Below are 24,008 nucleotides of genomic sequence, written 5' to 3' on the forward strand. Positions count from 1 at the left end.
TGGCACTCGCTCCTTGGGAACATTGTCGTCAATTTGGGTAGACACGTCGATGGTCTTTAATCGGCCGCGGCGGGCGCCGTCGCGGGAATGGTCATGAATAACCTTTGCTACGCAGTCTTGCCGATGCCTTGAGCAAGCGATCTGCTCAGAGCACCGTCCAGGACTTCACCGCTCTGTCGCCAAGGTTTCGTCCTCGGCCGACCCCGTCTGTGTCTTCTCCACACGTTCGACCTGCACGCGCATCGAGCGCGCGTCTGGCAAACCCAGGGCTTCAGCCGCTGCGTAAGAGAGATCGATAATCCGGCCTTTGACGTAGGGTCCGCGATCGTTGATGCGAACGACAACCGACTTTCCGGTAGCCAACGATCGGACGCGCACATAGGTACCGAGCGGCAGTGTTCGATGGGCGGCCGTCAACGCGCCGCCATCGTAGCGTTCTCCGTTTGCGGTCGGATGCCCCTGGAACGTTGCCGAATACCACGACGCCTCGCCGGATTGCGACATCGCGTGCTCGTGCCGAGGGCGACAGGAATCTGATCCACACGCAGCATGCCTGGACGGAATCTGTCCGCAAGCAGTGAACAAAGCGCAGATTCCCAAGACTCCCAAATAGCGAAGTGATAGCACCATAGACCATCCGTCAGTCAATGAGACGTGATTCTAAAGGTCTTCAAAAGGTCCCGTTGGCGGCATGTCCGGGCTACATAACACCTTGACAATATTTTAGGCGACACGCGACGCTCCCGAAAGCGTGGCGTGACGATCACGTTCCGGCGGGTGATCGCGTGTCGTTGTCACGTCGGGATGGCGCGCGAGGGTCCCGACGATGTCACGGCCCTATGTAACACCCGCGGAATTCACGCCGGGAATCTTTCGCAGGACTTCCGAGAAGGGACAAAGGCGCATTCACGCTCGGCGAAAAAGCCATTGAGTGGCGGGGCTCGTTCAGGCAGGCGCGCTGCTGATTAACCACATCGCACCGGGCAATCGCACACTCGCACCGTCCGCATAGGGCGCAAGCGCCTCATGAACAGAGGCGGTGGCGGCGGAGACGATCTCTGCTGGCTGGTTGCGCAGCCAACTGTTCACGGCGCCGATTTGGGTCGACTGAACCACCGCCTCCTCCAGCCCGCGGCCGGCGGCGATATCGAGGGCCATGTCGAGTTTCTCGAAGCGCGGCGGCGTCCAACCGGCCGCCGTGACAACCTCGGTCACGTGGTCCCGATCGGCGAAGGCGAACATTCCGGGAGCGTTCGGCACCGGCTGCGGCCTCGGCGGCAGGTGCCGCGCGGCCGCGGTCATCGGCACTTCCATCCACGGGTTTTCGGCCAGCGAGCGCCAGCACACGAGCGCCATGCGTGCGTCCGGAGCGGCGGCGCGGCGCATATTGGCGAACGCCGCCACCGGGTCGCCGAAGAACATTACTCCGAAGGCGGAGATCAGCAAATCGTATTCGTCCAGCGCGGCCGTTGCCGGATCGGTCTGTCGCCAATCGACATTGGCGATGCCGGCGGCGCTCGCGCGCCTTTTACCCTCAGCAAGCATTGGCCCGGAAATGTCCAACCCCGCCACGCGGCCGGAGGGACCCGCGGCGCGCGCGAATTCCAGCGTGGGCGCGCCACAACCACAGCCGATATCCACCACCCGTTCGCCGGCACGCGGAGCGGCAAAGACAAGCAAGGCGTTTGTCACCGGCGCGAGCGTGATGTCGGTGTGCTCCTGTCGAGCCACCCAGATGTCGCCGCCGTTCCCGTTCCAGAAGGCAAGCATGTCGGCGTTGATCTCTTCGGGCGAGGCCATCCGGGTTCTCCTACCAGGCGGGTGAGCACGTTGCGGCTTCGCCGAGCGTACAGCAAGCGGCGGCGCGGCGCTTGCATTCGATGCCGGGAAGTTACGTCCCTTGGCGCAGCGCATTAGCAACGACGACAAACGCAGGAGTCGGCTGGTGGCGGGTAGGGTAGTACAGGTGAAAGCCAGAGAACGACGGGCACCAGTCGGACAGCACCCGCAGCAGCTCCCCGCTGTTGAGCTGCGATAAGACCCGTTGTTCGGGAACAAAGGCGAGACCGACTCCGGCAAGCGCGGCTTTCACTGCCATTGTCCCGGTATTGAAGACAAGTTGCCCTTCGACGCGCACGTTCAACTCGCGCCCGCCTTTCTTGAACTCCCACGCGTAAAGACCACCGGCGGTTGGCAACCGGATGTTAATGCAGTTATGCGCCGTCAATTCCTGCGGCGTCTTCGGCTTTGGATGAGTGGCGAAATAGCTGGGAGTGCCAACAACGGCCATGCGCACGTCCGGTCCGATGCGAACGGCAACCATGTCCCTGGCAACCTGTTCTCCCAGCCGCACGCCTGCGTCGAGCCGTTGTTCGACGATGTCCGTGAGTCCGTTGTCGACTACGATTTCGATCGTTATGTCCGGATAGTCGGGCAACAGCCGTTCGATCACCGGCCACAGCAGCAGTTCTGCCGCGTACTCTCCGGCGGCAATGCGTACAGTGCCCGCCGGCGTATCCCGCAAAGCGGTGAGCGCACTCAGCTCCGCCTCGATCTCATCGAGCCGGGGGCCGACCGACTGGATCAGCCGTTCGCCCGCTTCGGTCGGCGAGATCTTGCGTGTTGTCCTCGTCAAAAGCCGGAGTCCGAGCCGCGCTTCGAGATTACGCACCGTCTGGCTAAGCGCCGACTGCGAAACGCCGAGCTTCGCGGCGGCCTTGGTAAAGCTGCCCTCGCGAGCGACGCAGAGAAATGCCGTGATATCGGATAGATCGGAACGCGCCATTTATAAGTCCACCTTCTAACTTCATGCGGATTTTAGCTCTTTATCGAAGGAAGACGCGTTGCTACATTGAAAGTCGAGGCAACTAACGCAAGGAACACTCATGCAGATCACCCAATGCGGTTCCCAGCCCTCTGCGGCGGGCCCCGCTGACTATTTCACCGGGGTGGTGAGGATCGACGCGCCATTCGCTGGCGAAGAGCCTGCCCGGATTGGCGGCGCAACCGTGACATTTGAACCGGGCGCACGGACTGCGTGGCATACGCATCCGCTCGGTCAGACGCTTATCGTGACCGCGGGCTGCGGCTGGGTCCAGCGCGATGGCGGACCGGTCGAGGAAATCCGACCAGGCGACATCGTCTGGATCGCTCCCGGAGAAAAGCACTGGCACGGCGCGACCGCCAACACGGCGATGACACATATCGCCATTGCTGAAAAGCTCGATGGCAGCCCGGTCGATTGGATGGAGAAGGTCACGCACGAGCAGTATCAAGCTGCCGTAACCGCAAGCTAAGGAGTTGGAAAATGCAGAAACGTATTCTTGGAAAGAGCGGTCTGGAGGTCTCGGCGATCGGCCTCGGCTGCATGGGCCTGAGCTATGGCTATGGGCCCGCAACGGAGAAGGCCGACGCGATCAAAGTCATCCGGTCTGCGTTCGAGCAAGGCGTGACCTTCTTCGATACCGCCGAAGCGTATGCGCAGGGTGCGAATGAAGAACTGCTGGGCGAGGCGCTGGAGCCGTTTCGCGATCACGTTGTGATCGCGACCAAGTTCGGCTTCGAAGGCGGTGACGTTCAGAAGGGTGTCAATAGCAAGCCGGACAATATTCGCGCGGTGACCGAGGCCGCACTCAAGCGGCTGCGCACGGATTGCATCGATCTGCTCTATCAGCATCGGGTCGACCCTCAAGTGCCGATGGAAGACGTGGCCGGCGCGGTCAAAGATCTGATTCAACAAGGAAAGATCAAGCATTTCGGCATGTCGGAAGCGGGCGTTCAGTCGATCCGCCGTGCTCATGCCGTGCAACCGGTCGCGGCGCTGCAAAGCGAATACTCGCTGTGGTGGCGCGAACCGGAGAAGGAGATCCTGCCGCTGCTCGAAGAACTCGGCATCGGCTTCGTGCCGTTCAGCCCTCTGGGCAAGGGCTTTCTAACCGGCGCGATCGACGCAAGCACCGGCTTCGACAAATCCGACTTTCGCAATGTCGTGCCGCGCTTCTCCGAGGAGAACCGCAGGGCCAATCAGGCGCTCGTCGACGTGGTCAAGCAGATTGCCGCTAGTCTGAACGCGACGCCGGCGCAAGTCGCGCTCGCGTGGCTGCTCGCGCAAAAGCCGTGGATCGCACCGATTCCCGGCACGACGAAGCTGCATCGACTGAAGGAAAACGTCGGCGGTGCTGCGATCGAATTGACGGCCGGCAACCTGAGCGATATCGATGCGCAGCTCGCGAACATCACCGTGCAAGGCGAGCGCTACCCGGCTCATTTGCAGGCGCGCGTCGCCAAGTGACTCGTATCCACCCAACGCGCTCATTGGCGCAAGGATGCGTGCTCTCCGAAGGGCTGCGCCAGGAGGTAAAGCCTCACAACATCCGCACGACGATCATTTCGCCGGGCGCGGTGCAATCGGAACTGCCGCAAAGCGTCACAGAAGCGGACGTGGCCGCAGGCATCGCCGACTTCTACGAGAAGTTCGCGATTCCCGCGGACAGCTTCGCCCGCATGGTGGCTTTCGCGATCCAGCAGCCGGAGGACGTGGATGTGAACGAGATCCTGTTCCGGCCAACGGCTCAGGAACTATGAGGCGAACGAGAAACGGCCTCGAATGACAAGGATCCTGATCCTCGGCGCCAACGGCCAGTTGGCCCGCAATACCACAGGGTGCTGCTCGGCACGACCGATGCCAGGTTGACGCTGTATCTGCGTCGGGCGAGCAGGCTGGCGAATCCCGATACGGGAAGGTGCACAGTCGTCTAAGGCGATGTGCTCGATCCGTGTCGCGACTCCGCAGCGGTAATCGAGGCGTCCGATCTCGACTAAACGGTCCTTCGGTCTGGCTGGTTCACACTCGACCCCGCAGGGCCGTACAACATTACGCGCAAGGGCAAGCCGTTCGTGGGTCACGACATATCGCTCGACAGCCTTGCGGGGCTGATCGCGAAGATTGCGAGCACGCCTGATCTCCACGTTCGCGAGAGCATCGGCGACAGCGATCGGTGAACTGGAAAACGAGGAGGGAGATCATCCAAAAAGTTGTCGTTGTTATCGGCCCCGGATCGATCGGGCAGGCCATAGCGCGTCGGGTAGGCGCGGGAAGGCAACTGCTGCCCGCGGATCTGCGCGAGGAGAATGCCACTTCAGCCGCCAAAACGCTCAGCGAAGCGGGCTTCGATGTCACGACGGAGGTTGCAGGGACGCGAAATAATTGTGTCAACGGGGAAGCCGGGTGGCACCCGCCCGGGCGGCAGCATTCGGCGAGCGGAGGGCGCCGCTCGTCCGGCACCGGTCGGCCATTTACGGTCGTTGGCAAGCTTTCTCATGCAGTCATTCGAACGTCGGCTTCAAGTTGGCAACGGACGCATGCGTTCCGATCGCGTCCGTCGCATCGTCAGCCATTCCGTACGTTGGTGAACCGTTGGTTTCTGTTACTCGCGAATGTCCGCATACTTTGCTGTCAAAAGAGTGAACCCGATATCCACGCTTTGTTTAATCGGGGGCACCTGCTTGTGTTTGCGCCAGCCGTTGACCTGAAGCCACACTGTCGTAGCCTAACCATTAGGATTAGTCCACTGCTCTTGCTTGTCTATACGTATGCTCCATCTTGCGTCCGAGTAATCCACCTAGCGTGCCTTACCGACGTACAACACTACCCCTTGTTGAACAGGCTCACGACACGGGACATAGATTTCGCTGCCAGAACGAGCAGAGCGCCGGAGAGGCTGTAGTCGACGTGGTGCATCAGGTCGGTCAAATAGAACATGCTTAGCGCGATGAGCGGGTGGTACATCGCACGGCTTATCAGGCTTTTCATCGGTATCTCACGCGGTTTCGTTTGCACGAACCGGTAAGTCACTGTGCGTGAACCGATCTGCGCAAGTTTCGTGGTGCGCCAGGCTTCCGGAATCCGTGGAAGATTTGGCTGCGAAGTACGGATGACGCTGATCTGCCACGCCCCGTCCTGTGATGAACTTTGCCTCTCGCAACCTGTTGCCGTCCTGCCCGTGCGTCGACGTTTCTTGTCCGATCGTCCAAGTCTTGCCGATGGTTCGCCTGTCCATTGCAGGGCGTCCAGAAAGCTTGTCCGATCCTCCTGCAGAAGAGTGGGATTTGGTTGCACACGGTTGTATCGCGCGGCGATGCGCCCACACTCATAGGTATCGAGGTAGACCCAAAGGGGTTGTGATGACGAGGCAAGACGTCATCGCATTGGCCCACCGCGAATGCAAATCGCGATTGCTACGCAGACCAAGAACGACAGAGGAACGCGCAGACTCAGGACGGCCTGACGCCGGAACTAATCGGAGTCGGACATGCTCGCTAACGGACCGCCTGCGGACATCCACACGCATCCCGCAGCGATGCATCAAGCTTGGTGAAATCATCGGGAAGGGATTTGTCATCGACCGCCGCCGGAGGTATAACATGTACCCCTTGGCCAGGTTGAGGAATGACCGGCATCCCGGTTCTCTTGCTCGGGAAATCGCATTTCACGCGAGCTATTCATGGATGCAGTTTCTGACGTTCTGCGCGCCGTGCGCCTGAGCGGCGCGGTGTATCTGAACGGGACCTTCACGGCACCGTGGTGCGTGATAGGGCGAACAGATGCGGCGCTCTGTGCAGCCTATCTGCCGCAATCCGAGCGCGTGATTTCATATCATCTGATCATAGAAGGTAGCTGCTGGGCTCAACTGGAAGACGACCCCAATTCGGCTATTCATCTCAATGCTGGCGAACTGCTGGTGGCGCCGCAAGGTGAAACGCATCTGATGGGCAGCGCCGTCGATCTTTCGCCAGTGCCTTCGGAGTTGCTATTAGCCGGCCAGATGGCGGCAACGCCTGGCGAGGTGATGACGCTGTCCTACGGAGGCGGGGGACCTACGACTCGCATCGTATGTGGCTTTTTGGCGTGTGACGATACACTGAGCAACCCTCTGCTCTCATCGCTGCCGCGACTCTTCAAGATTGACATGCGCCACGATCCGCGCGCGGCATGGCTTGAGTCCTCACTCAAGTTTGCTGCCGCCGAGGCGGCGGATTCGCGGGCGGGCGGGACGATCGTCCTCGCCAGACTATCGGAGCTCCTGTTTGTCGAGGCGGTCCGTAGCTGTATTGAAACGCTACCTGCGGACCAGACAGGATGGCTCGCCGGAGTGCGTGATCGCTATGTGGGACGTGCGCTTTCGTTGCTCCATGCTCAATTGATCCATCCTTGGACCGTCGATGAGCTTGCGCGCAAGGTGGGATTGTCGCGCTCCGCGTTGGCACAACGCTTCACCGATCTTCTTGGACAACCGCCGATGCAGTACCTGGCGCGATGGCGCATGCAGATCGCGGCGCAGGAACTTCTGATCGGCAGTAAGTCACTCGCCGCTGTTGCGGAGCAGATTGGTTACGAGTCGGAGGCAGCGTTCAGTCGAGCCTTCAGGCGCGAATTTGGAATGCCGCCGGCAGGCTGGCGCAAGAGCAAAGGAAAGATGAACGGCGCTGCCGAATCTGCGCAGACCGCCCTCGGCGCGAGTGGCATTGCGCCACCACCGCATCATTGACCCGACTGCCAAGCCCAACGGTGCCTCGATAACACCAGCGAGCGCACGATCTGATCGGCGGCTCATTGCGGCAATTGGCCAGATCGCCAGATCGCTAGTGTGCCTGCTGCCATGTCCGACGCAACGTTCATTCACACGCGTCAAAGCTGACCAGGCGTTTCGGTCATATCTCCCGGCGGCCCAACCATAGAACATCAGGTCTCCAAATCGTACATTCGAGTGTACCGGACTGCCAGATCAACCATCTGGTTCTGACCGGTAGATGAATACTCACAGCTCGACCGCATGTCGATCCATAATGGGAGAAATGCTATGAACGCAGTATCGCGAGTCTCTGACCGAGACCGTTACGCCCGTTGCATTCGCGCTTCAAAGATGATCAGTTGGGACATCGACCGCGATGTGATTGGAGCCCGCACCTTCGACACGTCCCAGAAATATTTGCCCGACGGGCTCTCACTGGCTCCGAAATTCATCACGCTCTCCGAGATCGAAAAGCGTTTCGTCAGCCAGATTCAGGGACGCACGTATGCCAACGTGTTCGGATTGGTAGAGCGCTTCATCAACGCCAAGGTGCTGGAAGTGAGCCGTGACTATTGGCTCGGCGATCAGGTGGCGCTTGAAGCGCTGGTCCGGTTTAGCGACGAGGAACTCAAGCATCAGGCGCTGTTTCGTCGCATCGACAAGATGATCGGTGAGACCCTTCCACCCGGCTATCACTTCGACGCCGATCCGGATGCCGTTGCCTCTGCAGTCCTCGGGAAAAGCACGTGGGCCGTATTGGCGCTGACGCTGGATATCGAACTGTTCAGCCAGCTCCACTACCGCCAGAGTATCGATCCAGACGATCAGCTATCGGAGCTATTCAAGAACGTGTTCCTCTACCACTGGAAGGAGGAGAGCCAGCACGCCATCCTCGACGAGCTCGAATGGGTCCGTCACGACGCCACTGTGACGGACAGTGATCGCGACAAGGCTGTTGACGAATTGATCGAGCTGGTCGCCGCGATCGACGGCATTCTGCAGGCGCAGGCCGCAGCCGACGCGCGTTACTTCAAGGCGAACTGCGGCCGCGCAGTCGACGAGGCGGAAACCCTGTCGGTCGAAGCGAATTTCCTCGAGGCTTACCGGTGGCAATACATCCACTCGGGTGTACGTCATCCCCATTTCGGGAAGGTCCTTTATAGCCTCATCTCCGAAGACCAGGGCATGCGCATCCAGGCTGCACTCGCCACACTGCAATGAGATTTGCCGAAGCTGAACAATCCACTTGTGTTAAAGGAGATGGAATATGAATTCCAATGCACGGACCAACGAACTTAACATCGTTAACGGCCTCAACGTCGACGACCTGTTCGCCCTGATCGAGGTCATCAAGGGAGATGCCTCGAAAGCCACCACAAGCTGGCGCGTAGCGACGACCTGGCAGGGCCAGACCCGGACTCGCGCCGAGGTAGAGGGATTCTCGATCGGAGGGCAGGATGTGTCGCGCCGGTTCACGATCGATATCGATGAGCCTTGCGAACTCGGTGGCTCGAATAAGTTTGCCAATCCTCAGGAGCATCTGATCGCGGCGCTAAATTCCTGCATAACGGTGGGTTACGTGGCGCAATGCGCCGTCCGCGGGATTACGCTCGAATCGCTGGAGATTGAGACTGAGGGTGAAATCGACCTCAGGGGTTTTCTTGGGATCGACCCGCAAGTGGCAAACGGCTACGAGAGCCTGCGTTACACCGTTCGTGTTAAAGGCAGCGGTACCAAGCAGCAATTCGCCGAAATCCATGACGCGGTAATGGCCACTTCCCCTAACGTCTACAATCTGGCGAACGCCGTCGCCTTGAAATCGACTCTTCTGGTCGGGTGAACTTCGCGATGTGGGCGCCGTGACCCGAATCGTTTCCGTCGCGCCGCCTTTTTGAAAACGGAAGGAGGTATCCGCAACGGGGATAAGCCTCAGCCTTGCTGAGTACTTAACTTAGCGCAAAAGCCTTCCTGGAAAAGATCCAACTGGAAACGGGTAGGCCGCAAGCCGAACGCCCGCTTGGAAAGAAATAGTTTGGCCCGCCACGGGCGAGCGCACGCGAGCCAAATCCCTCGAAACAGGCGTGAGCCAACAACGCCGCCCGCCGACCGACCGCGCTGGACGAGGACCCGTCGGCGGACCTGAACGAGCGAAAGGCCGCTGTACCTGGCGGATTCAACCGGTGGATGCAACACACTGGAGACTGCGCAAGCAGTGGGAGTGTTGCAGATGAAACAGCGACGCTCGCGGCGCACACGCGAGCGCTGGTGTACGAAGAATTTCCTTTATCGACGGCACCCCCTATCGGCTCCGTGCAAGCCACGCGCTTTGCCGCCCCTTCGCCGCCCCTTCACTGATCCAACGCGCATTGCATGGCTCACGAGGTTTTATCGGCAAATCGGTGTCGAGCTTCCACTAATATTTTTTCTCCAGCGCCAGTTTCGTTTAGCATCTTTGCCACCCTCACAAGAACACAGAGAGACATGGCCCTGATCGCTCGAAACCTGCTTGGCATCGCCGTACTGCTGCTCATCGCATTCCTCTTCTCCACCAACCGCCGCGCTATCCGATTGCGCACTGTAAGCACAGCGCTGCTCGCACAAATCGGCATCGGGGCGTTCATTCTGTTCGTGCCGATCGGCAAGACGATCCTTGCGGCCGCTGCGTCCGGCGTCAATCAGGTGCTCGGCTATGGCAATGCGGGCATCGAGTTCCTGTTCGGCGGCCTCGTGCAATCCAAAGTGTTCCAGGTCTTCGGCGACGGCGGTTTTATTTTCGCCGTGCGTGTGCTGCCGGCCATCATTTTCGTCACCGCGCTGATCTCCGTGCTGTACTACCTCGGCGTCATGCGCTGGATCGTGATCGTGCTCGGCACGCTGTTTCAGAAGCTGCTGGGCGTATCGAAGCTCGAATCGTTTTCCGCGGTCACCACGATCTTTCTCGGCCAGAGCGAAATGCCTGCCGTGGTCAAGCCGTTCGCGCGCGACATGACCGGCGCCGAACTGTTCGCGGTGATGTCGAGCGGCATGGCGGCGATTGCCGGGTCGGTGCTGGCGGGCTATGCGGGCCTCGGCGTGCGGGTCGACTATCTGCTCGCCGCATCGTTCATGGCCGTGCCCGGCGGCCTGCTGTTCGCGAAGATCATCCACCCGTCGACCGAACCGAGCCGCGTGCATCTCGACAACCTCCACTTCGACGAGAAGCGTCCCGCCAACGTCATCGAAGCCGCGAGTTCGGGTGCCACGGTAGGCCTGAAAATCGCCGTGATGGTGGGCGCGATGCTGATCGCGTTCGTCGGATTGATCGCCTTGCTCAACGGTGTTGTGGGCGGTATCGGCGGCTGGTTCGGCCACCCGCAGCTGTCGATGCAATCGGTGCTCGGCGCTGTGTTCGCGCCGCTCGCGTATCTGATCGGCGTGCCATGGAACGAGGCTGCGCTGGCCGGCAATTTTCTCGGGCAGAAGATCATCCTCAACGAGTTCGTTGCCTATGCGTCGCTGTCGCCGTATCTGAAAGACGCCGCGAGCGTGAGCGCGGCCGGCCTGCGGGCACTCGATCCGCGTACCATTGCCATTCTGTCGTTTGCGTTGTGCGGCTTCGCGAACTTCGCGTCGATCGCGGTGCTGACGGGCGGCTTCAGCGCCGTCGCGCCGGAGCGCCGTGCCGAAGTCGCGCGCTACGGCCTGCGTGTCGTGCTCGCCGCGACGCTCTCGAACCTGATGAGCGCCACGATTGCGGGCATGTTCGTTACGCTCAATTGAATCGAGGACCACTGCATGACCATGGAACAACTGCTGGAACGCGCGGGCGTGGCCCGCGAAAAAGCCTACGCGCCGTATTCGAAATTCAAGGTCGGCGCTGCGCTGCTGACGAGCGACGGCCACGTGTTCGACGGCTGCAACGTCGAGAATGCGTCTTACGGACTGTGCAACTGTGCGGAACGTACGGCGTTTTTCAGCGCCATCGCCGCAGGCTATCAGCGCGACCAGTTCGCCGCGCTCGCCGTGATCGGCGACACGGATGGCCCCATCGCACCGTGCGGCGCGTGCCGCCAGGTGATCATCGAACTCGGCGGCCCTGAATTGCCGATCCGCCTCGGCAATCTGCGCGGCGCCACGCGCGACACCACCGCGCGCGAACAACTGCCGGACGCGTTCTATCTATGAGCAAGCACAAGGTTATCTACGACACCGACCCCGGTGTGGACGATGCAATGGCGCTGGTTTTTCAGGCGCTGCATCCCGACATCGAACTGCTTGGTCTCACGAGCGTATTCGGCAATGCCACGATCGAGACCACGACGCGCAACGCGCGGTTGCTGACCGCGCGTTTTGCGCCGCACGTGCCGGTCGCGCAGGGTGCCGCAGCGCCGCTCAAACGCGCGGCGCCCGAGCCGCTGGCGTGGATTCACGGCGACAACGGCCTCGGCAACATCGCGCTCGACGCGTCTCACGAAGCCGTTGCCGAAGCCGTTGTCGAGACGCGCTCCGCGCACCGCTTCATTATCGACACCGTGCGCGCCCATCCCGGCGAAGTCACGCTGATCGCGGTCGGCCCGCTGACGAACCTTGCCTTGGCGCTCGCCGAAGATCCGCAGATCGCCGGGCTCGTCAAGCAGGTGGTCATCATGGGCGGCGCGTTCGGCACGGATGGCGTCCTGGGCAACGTGACGCCCGCCGCGGAAGCGAATATTCTCGGCGACCCCGACGCGGCCGATCTCGTGTTCGGCGCGCCATGGCCGGTGGTGCTTGTGGGGCTCGACGTCACGCAGCGAACCATCATGAGCCACGACTATCTCGCATCGATCCGCGATCGCGGCGGCGAGGCGGGGCGTTTCGTGTGGGACGTGTCGCGGCACTACGAAGCCTTTCACGAGCAAAGCGCGCATCTGGCGGGTATTTACGTGCACGATTCGTCGGCGGTGGCGTATGTGCTCGCGCCGCATCTCTATACGACCCGCAGCGGTCCCGTGCGCGTGCTGACGGACGGCATTGCGGTAGGCCAAACTATCCAGAAGCCGTCGACGATGCCGGTGCCCGCGCCCGACTGGGATAGCCGGCCGGCGTGCAAAGTGTGTGTGGCCGTGGATGTGCCCGGCATGCTCGCACTTTACGAGGACACGGTTTGCGGCACGCTGCCGGCTCGTTGATCGTCCTTCGCATCGGGCAGGAAAACGAGGGCGTTCGCAGGAGACCGCACGGGCGCGGGCATCGATCCGACATTGGTCTGACTTATGCCGCGGTGCATTGCAGCAGGCCGGTCCGGCACTCGCGTCCGATGCGGTTCATCAATCTTTGCTACATTCCTCACACGCACTGCGTGCACGGCGCGCCGGGCGCGGCTGGCCGCGCGCAACGCGTGACCCCAATCTATCGGAGAGGCGAAAGATGCGAATTCTAGTAGTGGGTGCGGGCGCCGTGGGCGGCTACTTCGGCGGACGTCTCGCGGCAGCCGGCCAGGATGTCACTTTCCTGGTGCGTCCCGCCCGCGCGGAGAAACTCCGGCGTGACGGTCTCGTGATCAGCAGCGTGCGCGGCAATCTCACGCTGCGCGAGCCCCAAACGATACTCGCCGGTGTCAGCGCGGAGCCGTTCGACGTGGTGCTGCTGAGTTGCAAAGCCTATAGTCTCGACGACGCGATCGACTCGTTCGCGCCGCTGGTCGGCGAATCGACGCTGATTCTGCCGATGCTCAACGGCATGCGCCATATTGAAGTGCTGACGGAAAAGTTCGGCGCATCGCGCGTATTGGGCGGTCAGTGCGTAATCGCCGCCACGCTCAACGCCGAACAGCAGGTCGTGCATCTGAACGAGATGCACGCGATCACGTTCGGCGAACTGGAAGGCGGCACATCGGAACGCGTGCAGGCGATCGCCGACGCGATGACCGGTGCGAATTTCGACGTGGTGGTCAGCGACAACATCCTGCTGCGCATGTGGGAAAAGTGGGTGTTCCTCGCGGCACTGGCGGCCAGCACGTGCCTGATGCGCGGCTCGGTCGGCGATATTCTGGCCGCGCCGGACGGCAAGCGCATCATCGAAAGTCTGCTCGGCGAGTGCCGGGCGGTCGCCGAACACAACGGCTTCATGATGGGCGCCGACTTCGAAGGACGTGCGACCCAGACGCTCTTCACGCCTTCGCCGTTGACGGCTTCGATGCTGCGCGACGTCGAAAACCATTCGCATACCGAGGCGGATCACATTCTCGGCGACCTGATCTCGCGCGGCGGCGACGCGCAGAACGGCGAACACGGGCTGTCGTTGTTGCGTATCGCCTATAGTCATCTGAAGACCTACGAAGCGCGGCAGACCCGCACGTCGTAGACCTCGGCGCAGGCGGATAGCAGCCCAACGATCGGAGGTAAAGCATGCCGAGTCCAACCGGTTCGGTGCCCGCGCTGAGTTCGGCGGCGGCCACGATCTTCTCGATCGGCATTGTGTTTCTCGGCTACTGCCCGCATCCGTATCGCGCTACATCTGTTTCTGGCCGGCGTGGCGGCGATATGGCTCGCGGTGGCGGTATCGGTCGTCGTGTGACGCGCGGGGCGCCCCAATGAAAACGCGCGCGCGTCGCAAAACAAGGCGCGCGCGTCGTGTCAGGCAGGAAGGCTTAGCGCTCGATCTGCCGGTTCCAGCGCGTATCCCACTGCGCGCGATGCGCATTGATCGTGTCCCAATCCACCACGGTCACCTTGCGCACCAGATCTTCGACGTTGCCGAGGCTTTGCTGCATCGGCGGCGTCATCTTCGCGAGACGGTTGGTCGGAATCTGCTTGCCGGCCTCGGCGGCTTTCGTCTGAGCCGGCGCGGACAACAGGAACTGCGCGAGTTTCTGCGCCAGTTGCGGGTCCGGGTCGTTGTTCACCACGCACAGATCGACTAGTAGCAACACCGGACCTTCCTTCGGGCTCACATACCCGACCGGAATGCCCTTGTCCTGCAAATCGCCGACGCCGGTCGGCGTCAGCGGGAAGAGACCCGCTTCGCCGGTCTGCACCATTTCGGAGATCTTCGCCGAATTCGGCACGTACTCGACGACGTTCGGGCCGACCGTGCTCGCCCACTTCGTGAAGGCGGGTTCGACGTTCTGCTCGCTGCCGCCCATCAAACGGTTGATCGCGAGAAAGCCGTGCAGGCCGAAGGTGCTGCTCGAAGCGGACTGAAACACCACCTTGCCCTTGTATTTCGGATCGGCGAAATCCATCCATGAGGTCGGCGGCGCCCAGCCTTTTTCAGCGAACAGTTTCTTGTTGTACGCGATGCCGGTCATACCGAGTTGCACGCCCGCGCCCATGTCGTCCTTCATGCGCGCGAACGGATACAGTTCTTTGAGCACCGGCGAATCGTCGAGCTTCCTGCACACGCCCATGCTGACCGCGCGCGCCATCACGCCGTCGTCGAGAAACACCACGTGGATCTGCGGATTGGCTTTATTGGCGAGCAGCTTGGCGAGAATGTCCGACGAGGTGCCCGGCACCACGACCACTTTCACGTCGTTGGCTTTCTCGAACTCGGGCAGCACCTGGCTTGTATAGGCCTTTTCCATCGGACCGCCGTTCATGCCGATGTAAATGGTTTTGGTCTCCGACCACGCCGGCGCGGCTGCGCCGAACGCACACAACGCAGCTAGCGCCGCGATCGTTCTGAACAGTTTCATTGAGGGGCTCCTGAGTTTCGACTAACGGGCAATGGATGGCAAATGAAGGGCAAAATAAGCGGCCAATAAAGGGCAACTAGGTGACGGACGAAGCAGGAACGGCAGCAAAGCGGTCGATCGAGAAAGCGTCGAGCGGAGTCGCGGTCGCACCGTCGACGACGAGATCGGCGAGGATTTCGCCGACACCCGGCGCGAGCAGAAAACCGCCGCCCGAAAATCCGAACGCATGCAACAGGCGCGGCACCGTGCGGCTCGCGCCGATGATCGGATTGCTGTCGGGCGTACTGCCTTCGACACCGCTCCACGTGCGGATCAGCAACGCATCGCGCAGCGCGGGCAGCAACGCGCACGCGTCGCGCATCACGGCGCGGGTCGTTTCCGTCGAAGGCTGACCGTAGTCGCCGTCGCCATGTCCGCGTCCGCCGCCGATCACGCAATTGCCGCGCGCGACTTGCCGCGCGTAGATACCGCCGCCATACACGCCCAGGTTGTGCGTGATGAAGAGCGGCAGCGGTTCGGTGACCCACATGTTCGGATAGATGGGTTTCATCGGCACCGTTTCGCCGAAGTAGCCCGCCACCGTGTCGGCCCACGCACCGGCCGAGTTGATCAGCCAGTCGGCGCTGATGCGCGCAGCGCCGGCGCGCAATTGAAAGCGCGCGCCGTCGTGATGGATCCCGGTCAGCTCGCTCTGCTCGCGCACGTCGGCGCCCGCGGCCCGCGCGGCACGCGCAAACGCGGGGGACACGAGACGCGGATTCGCATGGCCGTCGCTTGCGCACAGCGAGCCGCCGATCGCCGCTGCGCCCAGCCACGGATAGCGCTGGCGGAACGCCGCGCCGCTTATCAGCTGCGTGTGCAGCCCGTGATCGCGCGCCATCTCGGCCCATGCTTCGAGCGCGGCAAGATCGGACTCGCTGCGCGCGAGCCGCAAATGCCCCGACACGACAAACTCGCCGTCGATGCCGATCAGCTCCGGCAAGCGGTCCCAGACGCGCCGCGCGCGCATCGCGAGCGGCATCTGTTCGACCGGACGTCCCTGGCAGCGCACGCCGCCGTAGTTCACGCCGCTGGCTTGCGCGCCGCAAAAGCGCCGCTCGAACAGGCCGACGCGCATGCCGCGCCGCGCCAGCGCCAATGCCGCCGATGCGCCGACGAGACCGCCACCCGCAATCGCGACGTCATAGTGCAGGGTGTCACTCATCGCGCGCCTCCTCGGGAATCGCGGCGACGCCGTCGGCGTAGAGCGCGGGCGACAGCGGAATCGGCTTGACCGGCGGCTGGCTGCGCAAGCGGCCGACGGCTTCGAGCGGGCGGCCGGTTTCGTCGGCGAGCAGCGTCAGCGCCGCTTCGCCGCACATGCGTCCCTGGCAGCGGCCCATGCCGACGCGGGTCAACGCCTTGAGCCGGTTGATCTCGTTCGCCTCGCCGGCGCGGATGCAGCGCCGCAACGTGCCCGCATCGACTTCTTCGCAGCGGCACACCGTCATGCCGTCAGGCCATTGCGACGCGCAATGCGCCGGCGGCGCGAACGCGGTTTCGAGGCCCGCGCGAAACACGCCGATGCGTTGCAGGCTGCGTTCGAGCGTAGCCGCATCGCGCATGCCGGGGCCGCGTGGATGCGCGATGCCGAGGTCGTCGAGCAAGGCCAGCGCGGCGCGGCGGCCGGCGAGTTCGGCGGCGTCGGCGCCCGCGATGCCCGCGCCGTCGCCGGCGAGATAGATGCCGCGCACGGAACTGCGGCCGGCTGCATCGAGTTCGGGCAGCCAGCAACGGTTCTGCGCATCGAAGCGGAAGCGGCAACCGGCCAGATCGGCGAGCTGTGTTTCAGGCTTCAGGCCGAAGCCGATGCCGAGCGCGTCGCATGCGAGCGTTTCGGTCCTGGTTCCTGAGCCGGCACGATTCGCGCGCCATTCGATCGCACTAACCCCTTGCTCGCCTTGCTCGCCGTGAATGCCGGTCAGCATCACATCGCGTTCGATGCGTACGCCGCGCAGGGTCAGCCAGCCGACGTAATACAGGCCTTTGGCGAACGTCGACGGCAGCCGCGCGAGCTTCGGCGCCGCGGCGATCTGCCGCGACAGCGGGCTCGTGTCGAGCACGGCCATCACCTGCGCGCCTGCTTTCACGTACTGATACGCGACCAGATACAAGAGCGGCCCCGTGCCCGCCAGCACGACACGCTGACCGATCGCGCAACCCTGAGCCTTCAACGCGACCTGTGCCGCGCCGAGCGTGTAGACGCCGGGCAGCGTCCAGCCGGGGACCGGCAACACGCGATCGGTCGCGCCGCTCGCAATGATCAGGTGCGAGAACGGCACACTGATCTCGCGTCCCGCGTGCAAGGTATCGAGGCGGCCCGGTTCGCACGCCCACGCGAGGGTGTCGGGGCGGTAGTCGAGATGCGGCAGCAGCGCGGCCATCGTCGTGTGCAATGCCTCGGCTTTATGCGCCTCGAAACCGTACAGGGCTTTCTTCGAGCGCCTGAAGTTGCCTTGCAATGGCGGCTGCCGATAGATCTGTCCGCCCCAGCGCGCGTTTTCGTCGAGCACGACCGGTTTTACGCCGGCCGCTACGAGCGTTTCGGCGGCGCGCACGCCGGCCGGTCCCGCGCCGACGATCACCACGCGGCGTGCGTCGCTCATTGCGGGTCTCCGTTTGCGGGGGCAGCGGCAACGGTCGCGGCCATCCCGGCGAGCCGCGTGACGACGCGCATGCCTGCGCTGACCAGCGTGGAGCAGGCGCGCAAACGCGTGCCGTCCTCGGTGCGCATCCAGCAGTCCTGGCACGCGCCGATCAGGCAAAAACCCGCGCGCGGCGCGCCGCTGAATTCGCTTTCGCGCACGCGCCGCTGTTGCATCAGCACGGCGGTGAGCACCGTATCGCCTTGCAGCGCGGTGGCTTCGCGGCCGTCGATAAAGAAGCTCAGCGGTTCGCGCTGCGTCTCGGCGAGGCGAACGAATTGCGCCTCGCGCCTGGGCACGGCGGCATCGGACAAAGGCAGGTTCGGCGGCATGTGAGAGAGGGCAGTGGAAGGCATCAGTGCTGGCCGATCAGAATCCGGTTGAGCCCGTACACGCGATCGAGCAGCAGCATCGCGCCCGCGGTGATGAAGATCACCAGCGCGGACACCGAGGCCATCATCGGATCGATCGATTCGGTCGCGTACATGTACATGCGCACCGGCAGCGTGACGGTTTGCGGCGACGTGACGAAGATCGACATCGTCAGTTCGTCGAAGCTGTTGATGAAGGCGAGCAGCCAGCCGCCGGTAATGCCCGGCAGAATCATCGGGAAGGTGATGCGGCGAAACGTGGTCCACGCATCGGCGCCGAGCGAGTGCGCCGCATGTTCGACGCTACGGTCCAGACCGCTGGCCGAAGCCAGCACCAGCCGCATCACGAACGGCGTGATGATGATCATGTGCGCGAGCACCAGCCAGGCAAACGAACCGGTCGCGCCGATCAGCGCAAAGAAGCGCAGCAACGCAATGCCGAGCACGAGGCCGGGAATCACCAGCGGCGACAGCAGTAGGCCATTCAGGAAGCCGCGGCCCGGAAAGCGCGCACGGCCAATGGCGAGCGCGGCGGGCAAGGCGACGATCAGCGACAGCGTCGCCGAGGCAAACGCCAGCTTCAGGCTATTGACGAACGCCGAGATGAAATCGGGGTAAGCGAGGATCGCGCGGAACCAGCGCAGCGATACGCCGTGCGTGGGCAGCGTCAGTGTTTCGTCGGGCGTGAAGGCGACCAGCACGACGATCACGAGCGGCGCGAGCACGAAGGCAATGACGAGCGCGTGGAAAATCAACGCGATGGGGCCGTTTTTTCTCATGGGGATCTCGCTTGTCGAACTCGCTTGTCGAATTCGATGAGTTAGCCGATGCTTCTGGCGTACTTGCGTTCCAGAACCCGGTAGTAAGTGAGCATCACGATCAGATTCGCGACCAGCAACAGGAGCGCGATGGTCGCGCCGAGCGGCCAGTTCAGCGAGCCGAGGAATTCGTCGTAGACAGCGGTGGCCGCCACTTTCAGACGCCGTCCGCCGAGCAGGCCCGGAATCGCGAAGGCGCTCGCCGACAGGCCGAACACCATCAGGCTGCCCGACAGAATGCCTGGCGTGAGTTGCGGCAGGACGATGCGGCGCAAGGTGGTGGCAGGCGAGGCCATCAGCGAAAGTGCCGCGTTTTCGGTTTGCGGATCGAGTTTCTGCAAGGCCGTCCACACGGGAATCACCATGAACGGCAGCATCACGTGCACCAGTGCGATAACGATCGCGAAGGTGGTGTATTCGAGCTTGTACGGCCCGAGTCCGACGAGACCGAACGCCTGATTCACGAGACCGTTGGTGTTGAGCAGCATGCTCCAGCCGAACGCGCGCACCACGACCGACACCAGCAGCGGCGCGAGAATCACGAGCAGGAACATCGATCGATACGGGTCGCGCATGCGTGACAGCACGTACGCTTCGGGCGTGCCGATCACGACGCACAACAGCGTCGTCAGCGATGCAATGCCGAAAGTGCGCGCAAAGATCGTGTGGAAATACGACGATGTCAGCACTTCCGCGTAATTGCCGAACTCGAACGCGGCAAGCGGACCGCTGGCCGGATCGAAGCGGTAGAAGGTCAGCACCAGCGTCATCGCGAGCGGCACCAGCACGAGTGCCGCGAACAGCAGGAAGGCGGGCGCGCACATCAGCCACAGCGGCAGATAGGCGTGCCACGGTGCGCGGCGCGCAGGGGCGGGCTGCGTGCTGCTGTTGTTCGAAGCGGGCAGCGTACTAGCCATGATGCGCATCCCGTTGAATGAAGCGGATCGCCTCGCTGTTCCAGTCGACGCCGACCGCCGCGCCCTCCGGGAGCGGCGCGGCGCCTTCGTTCTGGCAGCACACCAGCACTTCGCCGAGCCGGCAGTCCACGCGATACAGCCACTGGCTGCCGAGAAAGAAGCGGCTCGTCACGGTGGCCGCGAGGCGTCCCGCGTGCGGCGCGCATAGACGCAGCTTCTCCGGGCGGATGCACAGCATCACCGCGTCGCCGACGCCGACGGCGCGCTCGCGGACCGGCAGTTGCGCGGTGTGTCCGGTCTCGGCGAGGTCGTGTCCGAGGTCGATGCGGATCGCGTCGCCGTCGCGCGCCACCACCTTGCCCGGCAGCATATTGGCCTTGCCGATGAACTGCGAAACGAAGCTGTTCTCGGGGCGCTCGTAGGCCTCATACGGCGTGTCGATCTGCGTGATGCGGCCGGCTTCCATGACCACCACGCGATCGCTGATCGACAGCGCTTCCGATTGATCGTGCGTGACCATGATGGTGGTCGTGCCGATCTTGCGTTGAATGGCGCGGAGTTCGAACTGCATGTCTTCGCGCAGCTTGGCGTCGAGATTCGACATCGGTTCGTCGAGCAGCAGCACCGGCGGCGCGATCACGATCGCGCGGGCAATCGCCACGCGTTGCCGCTGACCGCCGGACAGTTCGCGCGGAAAGCGATGCGCGAGCGTGTCGAGCCGCACCAGCGCCAGCGCCTCGCGCACACGCTCGTGGCGCTCGGCCTTGTCGATGTTGCGCATCTCCAGACCGAAGCCGACGTTATCGGCGACGCTCATGTGCGGAAACAGCGCGTAGCTCTGGAACACGATGCCGAGGCCGCGTTTGTTCGGCTTCATGTGCGTGATGTCGTGGCCGTCGAGCGTGATGCGCCCGCGCGTCGTCTCGACGAAGCCCGCGATCATCAGCAGCGTGGTGGTCTTGCCGCAGCCGGAGGGCCCGAGCAGCGAAACGAACTCGCCTTTTTCCACCGACAGGTTCACGTCGGCGACTGCCTGCAGATCGCCGAACGATTTCGCTACGTCCGTGAGTGTGAGGAACGACATGATCTGGCCTTTTGCTGGTTCGACATCGGCAGGTTCGACACCGGTTCAATCGACAACGGTCTCGATGGAGCCGACTCTAGCTAGCCAAATTACGCCGCGTCAATTTCAAATTCCGTTTGCCGGTATAAGATTTGAAAAAATTCTGATAAATGGAATATAAACGAGGTGATGGGTGTCATCTGTTCCACTGCATGAAGTACGGAAAATCCCTATGAAGATTGCGCACGTTATGGCGTGAAAAGGGGCGAGGTGAATATTCCACTCAAAGATAAAACCCTCTATAGTGTTCCGGTCAATGAAATAAATTGGAAAAACCGAGATGAATCCTGCCGCTAAACGGGATGGGCGAGATGCGAATGCCGGGTCGGCTCGAACGGCCGGCGCGCCCGGCCCCGGCATGCTGGAGCGTGCGTTCGCGGTCATCCGCGCGTTGTCCGAAGCGCAGCCCGACGGCGGCCGTGTCACGCGTCTGGCGAAAGCGGTCGGTCTCACGCAAGGCACCGTGCACCGCATCCTTCACGCGTTGATCACCGAAGGTATCGTCGAGCAGGACGAAAACTCGAAGCTCTATCGGCTGAGCGTCGATTTCTTCGCGCTCGCCGCGCAGGCCGGCAACCCGAGCGGCATGCGCACGCTTTGCCGTCCCGCCTTGCTGCGGCTGTGCGCGAGCCTCGGCGACACGATTTTCCTGCTGGTCAAAAGCAGTTTCGACGCGGTGTGCCTCGACATCTGCGAAGGGCCGTTTCCGATCCGCTCGTTCACCGGCGATATCGGCGGGCGCGTGGCGCTGGGTGTCGGACAGGGAAGTCTGGCGATTCTCGCGTTCCTGCCGGAAGCGGAGCGCGAGGAAATCATTCGCTTCAACGTGCCGCGTATTCGCGGCTACGGCGTGCTCGACGAAGTGTATTTGCGCACCGAGATCGAACGCGTGCGCCAGCTGGGTTACGCGGGGCGCAATAGCGGCGTGCTCGACGGCATGGCGGGCGTGGCGGTGCCGATTCTGGATCGCACCGGCGTCGCGGTGGCGGCGTTGAGCGTCGGCACGCTGGCGGCGCGTCTCGGCGACGATCGTCTGCCGATGGTGGTCGAATTGCTGCGGCGCCAGGCGGAGGCGATCGGCCCGCAAACCAATCCGTTCGATGTCGCATTGCGCCGGCCCATGCATGGCTTGTCGCGCGCCATGACCACCGAGCGGATCACGGGATAAGTCGGCGTCGACGAAAAAGGCGTCATGCAGCACCGCAAGCACGACGCCTTTCAGGCCTTTCAGGCAGCGAGAGACTTGTCTCGCCAGGAACCTAGAACACCTTCACCGGCACGTTCACCACCAGCCGGTACTCCATGTTGTTGCCGTCCGAGTAGTGGCGCGAGCTGTTGTGCCACATCGCGATGAACGTGACCTTCGTATCCTTGAAGCGGCCGCTTTGCAGCGTATAGCTCGGAATAAAGCCGAACTCGTGATGATGGCCGCTCACCGGTTCGCCGCTCTTCCAGTACAGGTCGTGCAGCGGTGCGGACGGCGAAGCATTCTGCGCCGCTTCCGCCGACGCATCCGCGCCCCAGCCGTACACGCCCCAGAACATCGCCTTGAGTCCCGGCACGCCCGCGTATTTGCCGTCGAACGTATAGCGCAATTGCAGCGACTGCTCATGCGGCGCGTTGTAGTCGACGTCCATCGAGTTGGTCAGGTAGATGCCGTTGGTTTCGTTCACGTAGTCGAAGAACTGCTCGCCGAGCACCTGCTGATAGCCGAGCAGCAGCGCATGCGGGCCGTGCTGCGCGGAGATCGACACGCTGTACGCGTTGCTGTTGATGTGCCCCTGGCGCGATGCGCCGGTGTCGTGCGTCGAATAGATGTTCGCGAGGCCGCTCCACTTGATGGTGGCCGGGTCGCCGAACGACTGCGCGACCGAACCGTAGTACTGACGCCAGACGTCGTCGGCCTGGTCGGCGTACAGCGCCATTTCGCCATCCTTCGCGTAGTGCCACGTGCCGCCCACATAGGTCAGCCGATCGATGCGCGTGCCGCCGTAGGAGGTAGTCAGATTGGTCAGGTTCGTGTGGCCGCGTGCGTCCACTCTGGTGAAGCTGCCGGCCTCGAGCGTCGTGTGCACGAGGTCGTTGCTGACCATCGACACGCCGAGAAAAGTCGGCGGCAAGGCGCGGTTGTCATGCGGTTCGAGAAACGGGTTGGTGACCGTCTGCAGACCGTATTTCACGACCGTTTCCGAAATGCGTCCCTTGATGTCGTACATGCCGGGATAGGCCCACGCGAGCTGTTCGGAGCCGCCGCCGCCCTTGGCCACGTGCACCATGTTGCCCGCGCCGTTGCCGCCGTCGAGTTTGAGTGCGCCGAACAGCGATGCATCGACGCCGAAGCCGACCGGCCCTTGCGTAAAACCGGACTCATAGTTGGCCTGCACGCCTTGCACCCATGCGTGACGATAGAGCGAGGGGGGCGCCTGGAAGTAATCGGCGTAGTTGCGCAACAACAGGTTCAGATGGCTATCGGCGATGAAGCCTTTGCTCGACGCCTGGCTCGAGGGCGGTGTGGGCGGCGTGACCGCCTGATCGGCTTCCGCGTTGACGAGTGCGCTGGTGGTGTCGGGTTGATCGGTGCGGACCGTGCCGCCTTGTTCCGCCCTGCGCTTGCCGGCCGGGACGGCTTGCGAGACCTGCGCAGACGGCGGCAACGTTTGCGCGAGTGCTTGAGGGTTGGACGGGCTCGTGGTGGGTTGCGGTGCGCCGTCGTCCGCGTACGCGCTCGCGGCTGCGGTCAATGCTGGAAGGGTGAGTGCGAAGTAGAAGAAGGTGGCAGCGCCGGATTTTTTTGTCCGGTTCTTTGTTCGGTTATCGTTCATTGAGAGTGTCTCGGTTTTTTTGTTGGATCTTTGGCTGGCGGTTAGCCA

General features: G+C 62.7%; 23 protein-coding genes and 2 pseudogenes. 13 read left to right on the forward strand and 12 right to left on the reverse strand.

Annotation, left to right across the window (positions count from 1 at the left end; genetic code table 11):
• Positions 1 to 165: 165 nt before the first annotated feature.
• The 3 genes from DLM46_RS08960 to DLM46_RS08970 all read right to left on the reverse strand — a co-directional run bounded on the left by DLM46_RS08960 (position 166) and on the right by DLM46_RS08970 (position 2,785).
• Positions 166 to 504, reverse strand: coding sequence for a septal ring lytic transglycosylase RlpA family protein (locus tag DLM46_RS08960; RefSeq protein WP_115100422.1), 339 nt, complete (start codon positions 502 to 504; stop codon positions 166 to 168).
• Between the two features lie 441 nt (positions 505 to 945).
• Positions 946 to 1,800 (reverse strand): class I SAM-dependent methyltransferase, encoded by an 855-nt coding sequence (locus DLM46_RS08965; protein ID WP_165847934.1) that lies wholly within the window; start codon positions 1,798 to 1,800, stop codon positions 946 to 948.
• 91 nt (positions 1,801 to 1,891) lie between these two features.
• Positions 1,892 to 2,785, reverse strand: a complete 894-nt coding sequence (locus DLM46_RS08970) for a LysR family transcriptional regulator (RefSeq protein WP_115100424.1) — start codon at positions 2,783 to 2,785, stop codon at positions 1,892 to 1,894.
• Positions 2,786 to 2,885: 100 nt separating this feature from the next.
• Here DLM46_RS08970 and DLM46_RS08975 point away from each other — a divergent pair, with 100 nt between their 5' ends.
• The 4 genes and pseudogenes from DLM46_RS08975 to DLM46_RS41105 all read left to right on the forward strand — a co-directional run.
• Positions 2,886 to 3,296: a (R)-mandelonitrile lyase gene (locus DLM46_RS08975; protein ID WP_115100425.1), complete on the forward strand. Its 411-nt coding sequence runs from the start codon at positions 2,886 to 2,888 to the stop codon at positions 3,294 to 3,296.
• Between the two features lie 11 nt (positions 3,297 to 3,307).
• Positions 3,308 to 4,291: an aldo/keto reductase gene (locus DLM46_RS08980; RefSeq protein WP_115100426.1), complete on the forward strand. Its 984-nt coding sequence runs from the start codon at positions 3,308 to 3,310 to the stop codon at positions 4,289 to 4,291.
• 38 nt (positions 4,292 to 4,329) lie between these two features.
• A pseudogene (locus DLM46_RS08985) lies at positions 4,330 to 4,584 on the forward strand (SDR family oxidoreductase); the annotation flags it as partial.
• Positions 4,585 to 5,024: 440 nt separating this feature from the next.
• Positions 5,025 to 5,183: pseudogene (locus DLM46_RS41105) on the forward strand (SDR family oxidoreductase); the annotation flags it as partial.
• 464 nt (positions 5,184 to 5,647) lie between these two features.
• Here DLM46_RS41105 and DLM46_RS39330 read toward each other — a convergent pair.
• Entirely contained in the window at positions 5,648 to 5,812 is a 165-nt protein-coding gene (locus DLM46_RS39330; protein ID WP_165847935.1) for a hypothetical protein, read from the reverse strand.
• 691 nt (positions 5,813 to 6,503) lie between these two features.
• Between DLM46_RS39330 and DLM46_RS09000 the strand changes: the two genes are divergently transcribed.
• The 8 genes from DLM46_RS09000 (at position 6,504) to DLM46_RS39335 (ending at position 14,125) form a co-directional block, all read left to right on the forward strand.
• Positions 6,504 to 7,547 (forward strand): AraC family transcriptional regulator, encoded by a 1,044-nt coding sequence (locus tag DLM46_RS09000; RefSeq protein WP_115100427.1) that lies wholly within the window; start codon positions 6,504 to 6,506, stop codon positions 7,545 to 7,547.
• 312 nt (positions 7,548 to 7,859) lie between these two features.
• The gene (locus DLM46_RS09005) at positions 7,860 to 8,792 is read left to right on the forward strand and encodes a hypothetical protein (RefSeq protein WP_115100428.1); all 933 of its coding nucleotides are present in this window, start codon (positions 7,860 to 7,862) and stop codon (positions 8,790 to 8,792) included.
• 46 nt (positions 8,793 to 8,838) lie between these two features.
• Entirely contained in the window at positions 8,839 to 9,411 is a 573-nt protein-coding gene (locus DLM46_RS09010; RefSeq protein WP_115100429.1) for an OsmC family protein, read from the forward strand.
• A 641-nt stretch (positions 9,412 to 10,052) separates the two neighbouring features.
• Entirely contained in the window at positions 10,053 to 11,330 is a 1,278-nt protein-coding gene (locus DLM46_RS09015) for a NupC/NupG family nucleoside CNT transporter (RefSeq protein WP_115100430.1), read from the forward strand.
• 15 nt (positions 11,331 to 11,345) lie between these two features.
• Positions 11,346 to 11,735, forward strand: coding sequence for a cytidine deaminase (locus tag DLM46_RS09020; RefSeq protein ID WP_115100431.1), 390 nt, complete (start codon positions 11,346 to 11,348; stop codon positions 11,733 to 11,735).
• Entirely contained in the window at positions 11,732 to 12,718 is a 987-nt protein-coding gene (locus DLM46_RS09025) for a nucleoside hydrolase (protein WP_115100432.1), read from the forward strand. The genes DLM46_RS09020 and DLM46_RS09025 overlap by 4 nt, the downstream gene beginning before the upstream one ends.
• Positions 12,719 to 12,956: 238 nt before the next feature.
• The gene (gene panE, locus DLM46_RS09030; RefSeq protein WP_115100433.1) at positions 12,957 to 13,892 is read left to right on the forward strand and encodes a 2-dehydropantoate 2-reductase; all 936 of its coding nucleotides are present in this window, start codon (positions 12,957 to 12,959) and stop codon (positions 13,890 to 13,892) included.
• Between the two features lie 44 nt (positions 13,893 to 13,936).
• Complete coding sequence (locus DLM46_RS39335) at positions 13,937 to 14,125, forward strand: hypothetical protein (protein WP_165847930.1); 189 nt, start codon at positions 13,937 to 13,939, stop codon at positions 14,123 to 14,125.
• A gap of 53 nt (positions 14,126 to 14,178) precedes the next feature.
• Here the strand turns inward: DLM46_RS39335 and DLM46_RS09035 are convergent, their stop codons facing one another.
• The 7 genes from DLM46_RS09035 to DLM46_RS09065 form a co-directional block, all read right to left on the reverse strand.
• Complete coding sequence (locus DLM46_RS09035; RefSeq protein WP_115100434.1) at positions 14,179 to 15,225, reverse strand: ABC transporter substrate-binding protein; 1,047 nt, start codon at positions 15,223 to 15,225, stop codon at positions 14,179 to 14,181.
• Positions 15,226 to 15,301: 76 nt separating this feature from the next.
• Positions 15,302 to 16,429: an NAD(P)/FAD-dependent oxidoreductase gene (locus tag DLM46_RS09040; protein WP_115100435.1), complete on the reverse strand. Its 1,128-nt coding sequence runs from the start codon at positions 16,427 to 16,429 to the stop codon at positions 15,302 to 15,304.
• The gene (locus DLM46_RS09045; protein WP_115100436.1) at positions 16,422 to 17,870 is read right to left on the reverse strand and encodes an FAD/NAD(P)-dependent oxidoreductase; all 1,449 of its coding nucleotides are present in this window, start codon (positions 17,868 to 17,870) and stop codon (positions 16,422 to 16,424) included. Before DLM46_RS09045 ends, DLM46_RS09040 begins: the two co-directional genes overlap by 8 nt.
• Positions 17,867 to 18,241, reverse strand: a complete 375-nt coding sequence (locus DLM46_RS09050; protein WP_115100437.1) for a (2Fe-2S)-binding protein — start codon at positions 18,239 to 18,241, stop codon at positions 17,867 to 17,869. The genes DLM46_RS09045 and DLM46_RS09050 overlap by 4 nt, the downstream gene beginning before the upstream one ends.
• 23 nt (positions 18,242 to 18,264) lie before the next feature.
• Positions 18,265 to 19,059: an ABC transporter permease gene (locus DLM46_RS09055; protein ID WP_115100438.1), complete on the reverse strand. Its 795-nt coding sequence runs from the start codon at positions 19,057 to 19,059 to the stop codon at positions 18,265 to 18,267.
• Between the two features lie 41 nt (positions 19,060 to 19,100).
• Complete coding sequence (locus DLM46_RS09060) at positions 19,101 to 20,015, reverse strand: ABC transporter permease (RefSeq protein ID WP_115100617.1); 915 nt, start codon at positions 20,013 to 20,015, stop codon at positions 19,101 to 19,103.
• Positions 20,008 to 21,099 (reverse strand): ABC transporter ATP-binding protein, encoded by a 1,092-nt coding sequence (locus DLM46_RS09065; protein WP_115100439.1) that lies wholly within the window; start codon positions 21,097 to 21,099, stop codon positions 20,008 to 20,010. Before DLM46_RS09065 ends, DLM46_RS09060 begins: the two co-directional genes overlap by 8 nt.
• Before the next feature lie 319 nt (positions 21,100 to 21,418).
• Between DLM46_RS09065 and DLM46_RS09070 the strand changes: the two genes are divergently transcribed.
• A complete protein-coding gene (locus DLM46_RS09070; RefSeq protein WP_115100440.1) occupies positions 21,419 to 22,306 on the forward strand; it encodes an IclR family transcriptional regulator in 888 nt (295 codons plus the stop codon).
• 91 nt (positions 22,307 to 22,397) lie between these two features.
• On the opposite strand, the gene DLM46_RS09075 is transcribed toward DLM46_RS09070, so the two are convergent.
• Positions 22,398 to 23,960, reverse strand: a complete 1,563-nt coding sequence (locus DLM46_RS09075) for an OprD family outer membrane porin (RefSeq protein ID WP_115100441.1) — start codon at positions 23,958 to 23,960, stop codon at positions 22,398 to 22,400.
• Positions 23,961 to 24,008: the final 48 nt, after the last annotated feature.

Origin of the sequence: Paraburkholderia lacunae (assembly GCF_003353175.1) — a bacterium.
Taxonomy (GTDB): Bacteria; Pseudomonadota; Gammaproteobacteria; order Burkholderiales; family Burkholderiaceae; genus Paraburkholderia; species Paraburkholderia lacunae.

What these genes read in the sequence shown, in the direction of transcription:
- DLM46_RS09015 (WP_115100430.1), top strand. Translation starts at nt 10,053, where the DNA reads ATGGCCCTGATCGCTCGAAACCTGCTTGGCATCGCCGTACTGCTGCTC.
- DLM46_RS09010 (WP_115100429.1), top strand. Translation starts at nt 8,839, where the DNA reads ATGAATTCCAATGCACGGACCAACGAACTTAACATCGTTAACGGCCTC.
- DLM46_RS09000 (WP_115100427.1), top strand. Translation starts at nt 6,504, where the DNA reads ATGGATGCAGTTTCTGACGTTCTGCGCGCCGTGCGCCTGAGCGGCGCG.
- DLM46_RS09075 (WP_115100441.1), bottom strand. Translation starts at nt 23,960, where the DNA reads ATGAACGATAACCGAACAAAGAACCGGACAAAAAAATCCGGCGCTGCC.
- panE (WP_115100433.1), top strand. Translation starts at nt 12,957, where the DNA reads ATGCGAATTCTAGTAGTGGGTGCGGGCGCCGTGGGCGGCTACTTCGGC.
- DLM46_RS08970 (WP_115100424.1), bottom strand. Translation starts at nt 2,785, where the DNA reads ATGGCGCGTTCCGATCTATCCGATATCACGGCATTTCTCTGCGTCGCT.
- DLM46_RS08965 (WP_165847934.1), bottom strand. Translation starts at nt 1,800, where the DNA reads ATGGCCTCGCCCGAAGAGATCAACGCCGACATGCTTGCCTTCTGGAAC.
- DLM46_RS09060 (WP_115100617.1), bottom strand. Translation starts at nt 20,015, where the DNA reads ATGGCTAGTACGCTGCCCGCTTCGAACAACAGCAGCACGCAGCCCGCC.
- DLM46_RS39335 (WP_165847930.1), top strand. Translation starts at nt 13,937, where the DNA reads ATGCCGAGTCCAACCGGTTCGGTGCCCGCGCTGAGTTCGGCGGCGGCC.
- DLM46_RS09035 (WP_115100434.1), bottom strand. Translation starts at nt 15,225, where the DNA reads ATGAAACTGTTCAGAACGATCGCGGCGCTAGCTGCGTTGTGTGCGTTC.
- DLM46_RS09025 (WP_115100432.1), top strand. Translation starts at nt 11,732, where the DNA reads ATGAGCAAGCACAAGGTTATCTACGACACCGACCCCGGTGTGGACGAT.
- DLM46_RS09070 (WP_115100440.1), top strand. Translation starts at nt 21,419, where the DNA reads ATGAATCCTGCCGCTAAACGGGATGGGCGAGATGCGAATGCCGGGTCG.
- DLM46_RS08980 (WP_115100426.1), top strand. Translation starts at nt 3,308, where the DNA reads ATGCAGAAACGTATTCTTGGAAAGAGCGGTCTGGAGGTCTCGGCGATC.
- DLM46_RS09040 (WP_115100435.1), bottom strand. Translation starts at nt 16,429, where the DNA reads ATGAGTGACACCCTGCACTATGACGTCGCGATTGCGGGTGGCGGTCTC.
- DLM46_RS08960 (WP_115100422.1), bottom strand. Translation starts at nt 504, where the DNA reads ATGTCGCAATCCGGCGAGGCGTCGTGGTATTCGGCAACGTTCCAGGGG.
- DLM46_RS09045 (WP_115100436.1), bottom strand. Translation starts at nt 17,870, where the DNA reads ATGAGCGACGCACGCCGCGTGGTGATCGTCGGCGCGGGACCGGCCGGC.
- DLM46_RS09020 (WP_115100431.1), top strand. Translation starts at nt 11,346, where the DNA reads ATGACCATGGAACAACTGCTGGAACGCGCGGGCGTGGCCCGCGAAAAA.
- DLM46_RS09065 (WP_115100439.1), bottom strand. Translation starts at nt 21,099, where the DNA reads ATGTCGTTCCTCACACTCACGGACGTAGCGAAATCGTTCGGCGATCTG.
- DLM46_RS09005 (WP_115100428.1), top strand. Translation starts at nt 7,860, where the DNA reads ATGAACGCAGTATCGCGAGTCTCTGACCGAGACCGTTACGCCCGTTGC.
- DLM46_RS09055 (WP_115100438.1), bottom strand. Translation starts at nt 19,059, where the DNA reads ATGAGAAAAAACGGCCCCATCGCGTTGATTTTCCACGCGCTCGTCATT.
- DLM46_RS39330 (WP_165847935.1), bottom strand. Translation starts at nt 5,812, where the DNA reads ATGAAAAGCCTGATAAGCCGTGCGATGTACCACCCGCTCATCGCGCTA.
- DLM46_RS09050 (WP_115100437.1), bottom strand. Translation starts at nt 18,241, where the DNA reads ATGCCGCCGAACCTGCCTTTGTCCGATGCCGCCGTGCCCAGGCGCGAG.
- DLM46_RS08975 (WP_115100425.1), top strand. Translation starts at nt 2,886, where the DNA reads ATGCAGATCACCCAATGCGGTTCCCAGCCCTCTGCGGCGGGCCCCGCT.